Origin of the sequence: Kitasatospora sp. NPDC059722 (assembly GCF_042733235.1) — a bacterium.
Lineage (GTDB): Bacteria > Actinomycetota > Actinomycetes > Streptomycetales > Streptomycetaceae > Kitasatospora.
Genome location: NZ_JBHWGD010000168.1, coordinates 1 through 7,820, shown reverse-complemented (window position 1 = coordinate 7,820; position 7,820 = coordinate 1). Strand labels below are relative to the sequence as shown.

Here is a 7,820-nt window from a genome sequence, read left to right as displayed (position 1 = left end):
CGGTCGGGGCCTTCAACTGCCTTGCTAGGCAAAGGCGGAGGATACGAGATTCGAACTCGTGAGGGGTTGCCCCCAACACGCTTTCCAAGCGTGCGGCCGTGGTGGCCGAAGCATGACGGCGACGGCGGCGGCACGCACCGTCATGTGGCCTATTTGTTGGGTACGCTGACGGACCGTACGCGCTTCCCGCGTGCGGAGTCCGTCCCGTTCCCGTTCCGTCCGTCCCGTTCCGGGAGGCCCCGATGTCCCCGCTCCGGCGTTCCGCCCAGCTCGTGGCGGTGCTCTCGGCCCTGGCCGCCGCGCTCGGGCCGGTCGTCCCGGCCGGCTCGGTGCCGGTGCCGGCCCGCGCGTCGGGCCCGGTGGAGAGGAGCGCCGCCATGCCGTCCACGCTCGACTCCCGGCTGCTCGCCGGCCGCCGGATCGTCTACTCGTACCCGGGGCCGACCCCGTCGCCCGTGGTGCTCCAGGCGATCCGCGAGGGCCGGGCGGCCGGGGTCATCCTGTTCGGCGAGAACGTCACCGGTCCCGAGCAACTGGCCGAAGCGGTCGGCGAGTTGCGGCAGGCCGCGGCGGAGTCGCCGGTGCCGGAGCCACTGCTGCTGATGACCGACCAGGAGGGCGGCAAGGTCCGCCGCCTGCCCGGTGCGCCCGAACTCTCCGCCCGCGCCACCGGGTTGTCGCCCGACCCGCTCGCCGAGGCGGCCCGCTCGGGCGCCGGCGCGGGGGAGAACCTCGCGGAGTCCGGCCTGAACGTCAACCTCGCCCCCGTGCTCGACGTCTACGACACCCCGGGCAACTTCATCGACCGCCACGAGCGCTCGTACGGCCGGGATCCGGCCGCGGTGGGCCGGCTGGGCAGCGCGTTCGCCGCCGCGCAGCAGGGCCTCGGGGTCGCCGCCACCGCGAAGCACTTCCCCGGTCTCGGCTCGGCCGCCCGGGACGCGAACACCGACGAGCGCCCGGTCACCCTGCCCGTGCCGCTCGCCGAGCTGCGGGCCCGCGGCGAGGAGCCGTACCGGGCGGCGATCGCGGCGGGCGTCCGGCTGGTCATGGCCTCCTGGGCGGTCTACCCGGCGCTCGACGCCGAGCGCCCGGCGGGCCTGTCGCCCGCGATCGTGCGGGGCGAGCTCCGGGAGCGCCTGGGCTTCGGCGGCGTCACGGTGACGGACGCCCTCGAAGCCGGCGCCCTCACCCCGTACGGCGACACCGGCGCCCGTGCCGTCGCGGCCGCCGACGCCGGCATGGACCTCCTGCTGTGCTCGGCCCGCGACCCGCAGCAGGGCGAGGACGCGGCCGCCGCCGTCGCCGCCGCCCTGGACTCGGGCCGGCTGGACCGGGCGGCCTTCGACGTCTCCCTCGCCCGCATCACGGGCCTGCGCGCCGCACTCGACTGACGGCGGGCCTCAGGGCGAGGGCGGTGCGGTGCGCAGCCCGTCGAGGATGATGCGGAGGTTGCGCTCCCACTGCTGCTCGTCGGCCCGTAGGCCCAGGGTGCGTTCGCCGGTCGCGGCGGCGGCGAGCAGGAACGGGACGTCCTCCCACGCGACGTCCGCGCGCATCGCGCCCGCCTCCTGGGCGCGTTCGACGAGCTGCCGGATCCGGGCCCGCAGGTCCGCCAGCTGCCGGGCGAGCGAGTCCCCGCAGGCCCCGCCGAGTGCCTCGCCGATGCCGCAGCTCTCGGCGCGCAGCCCCACGTAGGCCGCGGCGAAGCCGCAGAACCCGTGCCAGGGGTCGGGGTCGGCGAGGGCGTCGTCGGCGCGGTCCGCGATCTCGCCGAGGAGTTCGTCGAGCAGCGCTTCGAGCAGCACCTCCAGTGAGGGGATGCGCCGGTAGAAGGTGCCGACGCCGACGCCCGCCCGGCGGGCGATCTCGTGGGCGGAGACGCCGACGCCGACCTCGGCCACGGCGGTCCTGGCGGCCGCCACGAGGCGTTCGACGTTGCGCCGGGCGTCGGCGCGCGGGAGCCGGCCCGACGCGTCGGCGAGCAGGCGGTCCACGGTGCTGCCGCGCGGTGCCGGCGACGGCGCGTTCGGCGCGATGGTCGGCGCTGTGCTCGGCGTGGTGTCCGGCGGTGTGTTCACGGGCCGATCCTAGCCGCTAACTGGACCAATCCTGTCCGCTTGGCTAGAGTCCCCGGCAGATCAAACGGACAAGGTCTGTCCGTTTATGGTTGGGGGGCTTGTCGTGACATCCGCTGTGGCATCCGTCGTGGAACCGCGGAAGATCCGGGTCGGCATCATCGGGGCGAACCCCGACCGGGGGTGGGCCGTCCGGGCGCACCTGCCCGCGCTGCGGGCGCTGCCGCAGTACGAGATCACCGCCGTCGGCACCAGCCGCCCGGAGAGCGCCCGGGCGGCGGCCCGCGCCTTCGGTGCGGCGCACGCCTTCACGGACGCCGCGCGGCTGGCCGGGCACCCCGACGTGGACCTGGTCGTCGTCACCGTGAAGGTGCCCGCGCACACCGAGCTGGTCGGGGCCGCGCTGGCGGCCGGCAAGCACGTGTACTGCGAGTGGCCGCTGTCCCGGACCACCGCCGAGGCGCAGGCGCTCGCGGCGGCGGCCCGCGGTGCCGGCGTGCACCACGTGATCGGGCTCCAGGCGCGGTACGCCCCGGCGCTCGCCCACGCCCGCGAGCTGGTGGCCGGTGGCAGCCTCGGGCGCATCACCTCGGCGACCGTCCATGCCGCCCGCGGCAAGGGCGCGGGCGGGCTGATCCCAGGCTGGGCGGCCTACACGCTCGACCGTGCCAACGGCGCCGGGACGCTGGAGGTCGCGGGCGGGCACACGCTCGACGCGGTGCAGCACGTGCTCGGCGGGATCGAGGAGCTGACGGCGGTCACGTCCGTCTCGCGGTCCGCGTACACCGTCGCCGAGACCGGCGCCACGGTCGTCGCGACCAGTCCCGACCGGCTCCGCCTCGACGGGACCCTCCTCGGCGGCGCCCGCCTGTCGGCCACCGTCCAGGACGCCGAGGGTGTGGAGGCCGGGACGCGCCTGGAGATCACGGGCACCGAGGGCGCCCTGGCGGTCGTCTCGACCGGGCCCGCCGGTCCGGCCGGCATCCAGATCGGCGAGCTGCGCCTGCTGCGGGCGGACGCCCCCGGCGGCGAGTTCCGGGAGGTGCCGCTCCCGGACCGGTACCGGATGCCCGGGATCGGCCGGGACGCCGAGGGCTTCAACGTGGCCCGGCTGTACGCCCGGCTGGCCCGTGACCTCCGGACGGGGGAGCGCGGCGTGCCCGGCTTCGACGAGGGCGTGCGGGTGCACCGCCTGCTCGACGCGATCGGGCGTTCGGCGGATGCGGGCGGGGTGCGGCAGGTCCCGGCCCGGCGGTAGGGCCGGTGGCCGACGCCGCCGTCCGTCCCTTTTCCCGGTTCTGCCCTCCGGTGGCGGAGGATCTGCCTGTAGTGTTCTGACGGCACGTCACCTCGACAGCCGAGCCCGGGAGTTGGCAGCGTCCGGGCTCGGCCTCCGCAACCGTGTTCGGGGTGGTCGCGCCCCTTCGGGCCGTTCCGATGCCGCCGTGACCCCGCGCCGATGCTGTGACGACTTGAAGAATTCTTCATCTCCAAGGATGATGCTTGCCGGCCGTGCGCCCCGCACCCGGCCGTCGACCCAGCCGCACACGAGGGAGGGAGCGGACGATGCCCGTCCCGCTGTACCAGGCCAAGGCGGAGTTCTTCCGCACCCTCGGCCACCCGGTCCGGATCCGGGTCCTGGAGCTCCTCCAGGACGGCCCCCGGCCGGTCCGCGAGCTGCTGGCCGAGATCGAGGTCGAACCCTCCAACCTCTCCCAGCAGCTCGCGGTGCTGCGCCGCACCCAGCTGGTCACGGCCACCCGCGAGGGCAACACCGTGGTGTACGCGCTCAGCACCCCGGACGTCGCCGACCTGCTGCGGGCCGCGCGGCGGATCCTGACCGAGCTGATCACCGACCAGGGCGCGCTGCTCACCGAACTGCGCGCGCCCGGGGCGGCGCTGCCGGGCCGCTGAGGCGTCCGGCCACCGTTCCGTCCGGCCGCCGTTCTGTTCGGCCGCCATTTCGTCCGGCCGCCGGACCATCCGTCCGCCGCGCGTCCGGACCGCAGACCGTTCCACCCGAGGAGAACCCGCCGCCATGAGCGAGAGCACGCCCGACAGCACGAGCGACGAGAAGCGCCTCCGCAAGGCGATGCTCATCCGCGCGGGCATCTACATCTTCGCCACGCACCTGTTCGCCGGCTTCGTGCTGCTGCTCTTCGCGCTCGGCGGCCGGAAGTAGCGGACCGGGGCCGTCCGCTAGTGGTAGCGGCGGCTGGTGCTCGTCCAGGCCTGGACGCCGTCGACGAGCTCCCGGGTGCCGTCGAGGTACCAGTCGCTCTCCGGGTGCCGCCGCAGCAGCTCGCGGCGCAGCAGCGCGCTCTCGTTGCGCAGCTGCGCGACCCGGGCGCGGACCGCGCCGACGGCCCGCGCCCGGGTGCAGCCGCGCAGGCGCTGCAGCGCGAGCACGGTGTTGAAGGCGGCGGCGCCCTGGCGCTCCTCCCGCTGCAGCGAGTAGAGGTCGTTGATCAGGGTGGCGGCGTCGGCGGTGTGGGCGCGCAGCCGGTGCAGGGCGGGTTCGGCGTGCAGCGCGGCGGGGGCGTCGGCGCCGTGGACGCGTTCCAGTATGTTCATGAACGGGTAGAGGCAGCTGCTGTGCCGACGCAGCCGCATCGTCTCGGCCAGGCCGAGACGGGGGACGGTGCCGTGGGCGCGGTGCTCGGCCTCGGCGGGGAAGGTCGCGAGGCAGGCCTGCCACTCGCGGGCGGCGCGGGCGCGCCAGGCCGGGGAGGCCGGCCCGGTCTGCCGATGCCACAGTTCGCGCCAGGCGGCGGTGAGTCGGTCGTCCCCGACGGCCGGTGCCGCGCCGTCCAGCACGGCGATCAGCGGGTCGACGATCGCCCGTGCCTCACCGGGCCGGCGGCCGGGGGAGCCGTCGAAGCGGTCGTCGAGGATGGTGAACCAGCCGAGGACGTCGATCAGGAGGTCGAGGTCGGCGCCCCGGGTGCGCGGGTACGCGTGGCCGATCAACTCCGGCAGGGTGTAGGCCTGGTAGCGGGCGAGCTCGGCGCGGGTGAGAAGGCCGCGGTCGACCGCCCAGTCGGCGTGCCGGGCGGTGGCGGCGGCCAGTTCGGCGGCCGGGCGGGCGGGTCGGCGGACCGGGTGCGTGGCGGGCCGGAGGGTGGGCGGGTCGGCCGGACACCGGCCCGCTGCCGTCTCCTGCCGCCCTCCGCCGCTCTCGCGCGGGGCCAGCCGGACCCGCAGCCCGTGCGCCTGGACGGTCGTCCAGACCACCTCGCGGGCCCGCGCCCCGGGGACGGCCACCGGCCGCCAGCGGCGCAGGATCGCGGCCGCCGCGACGGTCAGTTCGGCCCACGCGAAGGCCTCGCCGATGCACTTGTGCTTGCCCGCGCCGAACGGCAGGTAGGACTGCCGCCCGGCGCCGCCGTCCTGCCACCGCTCGGGGCGGAACGCGAGCGGGTCCGGGTGGCGGACCGGGTCGCGGTGCAGCGCGGTGAGGCTGTACAGCAGCTCGGTGCCGGCCGGGATCCGGTACGGGCCGAGCTCGACGGGCAGCTGCGCGGTGCGCATCAGGAACGCGTTGGGCGCGTGCAGCCGCACCACCTCCTGGGTGACGGCGCGCGTGTACGTGAGGCGGGCGAGGGCTTCGGGCGTGGGGACGGTGCCCGCGGGCAGGTGCTCGTCCAGCTCGGCGAGGACGCGGGCCTCCACCTCGGGGTGGCGCAGGAGCTCGTCGATCAGCCAGGTGAGGGTGGTGGAGACGGTCTCCGTCCCGGCGCCGAACATGGTGATCGCCTCGGAGCGCACGTCGGCCTCGGTGAGCGGACGGCCGGTGGCCGGGTCGGTCGCGGCGCGCAGCACGGCGGGCAGCGTGCCGGCCGGACCGCCGTCGGTTGGACCGCCCTTCGCCGCACGGCCGTTGACGGCCTGGTCGACGACCCGGTTGAGCACCCGGACGGCCGCGTCGAAGCGCCGGTTGACGGGCAGCGGCAGCCGGGCCATGGCCGGGTGGGGGTAGAGCGACTGGACGATCTGGCCCTTGACCAGGTCCGGCAGCGCGCGGTGGAAGGCGAGCGTGGCGTCCTCGCTGAGCCGGGCGTCGAACAGGGAGCGGGTGACGATCTCCAGCGCGAGGTGGTTCATCTCCTTGGCCACGTCGAGGACCTGACCGGGCCGCCAGCGGGCGGCCCGCTCCTCGGTGACCCGGTGCATGACGGCGATGTACCCGGCCATCCGGTCGGGGCCGAACGCGGGCTGGATCACCCGGCGGCGGTCGCGGTGGGCCTGGCCCTCCGACATCAGCAGGCCGTCGCCGAAGGCCGTCCTGAGGGTGTCCTGGACGGCGCCGCGCGGGCAGCCGTGGGCGTGGGTGGTGAGCAGCGCGTGGACGAGCGGCGCGTCGGTGACCACGCAGACGGTGCGCGGGCCGAGCCGGATGCGGACCACGCCGCCGTGGCGGGCCAGCGAACCGAGGAAGCCGAGCGGGTCGCGCAGCAGGGCGGCGGCGTGGCCGAGGCCGGGGAGCGCGCCGGGGGCGAGCGGCGGGACGGCCGCGGGGGAGAGGGCTCTCGTGGCTTTCGGCGCTTCCGGTGGGGTGGCCTTCGGTGGAGTGGCTGTCGGCGGTGTCGGTGTCGGTGGGGTCGGTGTCGGCCGGACGGCTGTCGGCGGGGTGGCCTTGGGTGGAGTGGCCGGTCTCGGCGTCCCGGGGGCCGCCGCCGTCCTTCGCGCCGCCGGTGTGCCGCTCGTCGTGAGTGTCTCCGTCGTCAGGGTCATGACACTACCTCTCACCAGATGGGCCGGTGCGGCGGTACCGCGGGATGCGCCGTCGCGCCGGCCGGAAGGCGGGGAACCGGTCACCGCGGAGCCCCGCGTACGTCCTTCCCAGAGGGCGCACGCCATAGGAAACGCGCCGTTCGGACGGGCGTTGCGCGGCGTACGGGTGGATCACCCCAACGGTCCATCGGCGACACCCGCCCGCGCGCCCCCGGGCCGGCCCGCACGCCCGCCGCGACCTGCGGTGATGGCGGTGCACCGGTGCGCCCGTGCGTGCCCCGCCGGCAGGGTCTTTCGGCCCTCGCCGGTCGGCCGCGGGCGGGTCCAGCATGGTGGCGGACAAGGAGGTTCCCTGATGACCCGTCTGCGCCACCGGCCCGCGCTCACGCCCTACCCGACGCCGGTTGCCGGGACGGCTCGGTGTGATCTGCACCGTGCGGACACGAAGCCGAGGGCCGGGAGGTGAGGGCGGGGCGGCCGGGGGGCAGGAATCCCCCGTACGCCGCTCCGCCACCGAACCGGTCCGACGCCACGAGACGGGAACTGGGATCACATGGACTGCGACGACGAGGTCATGGTGACCGTCCGGATCAGCGCCGCGGAGCGGGCCCTGTTGCGCTCCCTGGCGCGCGACCGCGGCGGGGACGTCTCCGACGTGGCGGTGGACGGCCTGCTGGACGTCATCCCCGCCCTGGACGGCGACGCCGCCGCCCGCCGGCTGCGGCGCGTGCTCGCCCGGCCCGCGCCCTGCGCCGTGACGCTGTGGCTGCCCGCGCCGGTCGGCGACCTGCTGCCGCTGCTGGGCGAGCGGATCTCCCGGACGGGCGGTCCGGCGGCGGGCCCGGCCAGCGCCGCGCTGTCCGCGGCCCTGCGGCTCTGGCTCGGCGGGGACCCGGCGGCGCGGGGCGGGGCCCCCCCCCCGCGGCGCCCCCGCCCGGGGCGCGGCCCCGCGCGCCCCCCCCCCCCCCGCGGGCGGGCCCCCCCCCCCCCCCCGCCCCCCCCCCAGAC

Annotated in this window: 6 protein-coding genes and 1 pseudogene; 5 read left to right on the top strand and 2 right to left on the bottom strand. The window is 76.4% G+C overall.

The features are described from left to right. Positions 1 to 242 precede the first annotated feature (242 nt). Entirely contained in the window at positions 243 to 1,394 is a 1,152-nt protein-coding gene (locus ACFV4F_RS41265; RefSeq protein WP_380440312.1) for a glycoside hydrolase family 3 N-terminal domain-containing protein, read from the top strand. A gap of 9 nt (positions 1,395 to 1,403) precedes the next feature. Here ACFV4F_RS41265 and ACFV4F_RS41260 read toward each other — a convergent pair whose 3' ends face one another. Beyond that, the gene (locus tag ACFV4F_RS41260) at positions 1,404 to 2,081 is read right to left on the bottom strand and encodes a TetR/AcrR family transcriptional regulator (protein ID WP_380510782.1); all 678 of its coding nucleotides are present in this window, start codon (positions 2,079 to 2,081) and stop codon (positions 1,404 to 1,406) included. 103 nt (positions 2,082 to 2,184) lie between these two features. Between ACFV4F_RS41260 and ACFV4F_RS41255 the strand changes: the two genes are divergently transcribed. From ACFV4F_RS41255 to ACFV4F_RS41245, 3 genes are all read left to right on the top strand, one after another. Further along, positions 2,185 to 3,336: a Gfo/Idh/MocA family protein gene (locus tag ACFV4F_RS41255; RefSeq protein ID WP_380510780.1), complete on the top strand. Its 1,152-nt coding sequence runs from the start codon at positions 2,185 to 2,187 to the stop codon at positions 3,334 to 3,336. 308 nt (positions 3,337 to 3,644) lie between these two features. Beyond that, a complete protein-coding gene (locus tag ACFV4F_RS41250; RefSeq protein WP_359958530.1) occupies positions 3,645 to 3,992 on the top strand; it encodes a metalloregulator ArsR/SmtB family transcription factor in 348 nt (115 codons plus the stop codon). Positions 3,993 to 4,116: 124 nt separating this feature from the next. Next, positions 4,117 to 4,260 (top strand): DUF6126 family protein, encoded by a 144-nt coding sequence (locus ACFV4F_RS41245; RefSeq protein ID WP_380510777.1) that lies wholly within the window; start codon positions 4,117 to 4,119, stop codon positions 4,258 to 4,260. A 17-nt stretch (positions 4,261 to 4,277) separates the two neighbouring features. Here ACFV4F_RS41245 and ACFV4F_RS41240 read toward each other — a convergent pair whose 3' ends face one another. Further along, on the bottom strand, positions 4,278 to 6,812 hold the full coding sequence (locus tag ACFV4F_RS41240) for a cytochrome P450 (RefSeq protein ID WP_380510774.1): 2,535 nt from the start codon (positions 6,810 to 6,812) through the stop codon (positions 4,278 to 4,280). A 553-nt stretch (positions 6,813 to 7,365) separates the two neighbouring features. Here ACFV4F_RS41240 and ACFV4F_RS41235 point away from each other — a divergent pair. After that, a pseudogene (locus ACFV4F_RS41235) lies at positions 7,366 to 7,820 on the top strand (hypothetical protein); the annotation flags it as partial.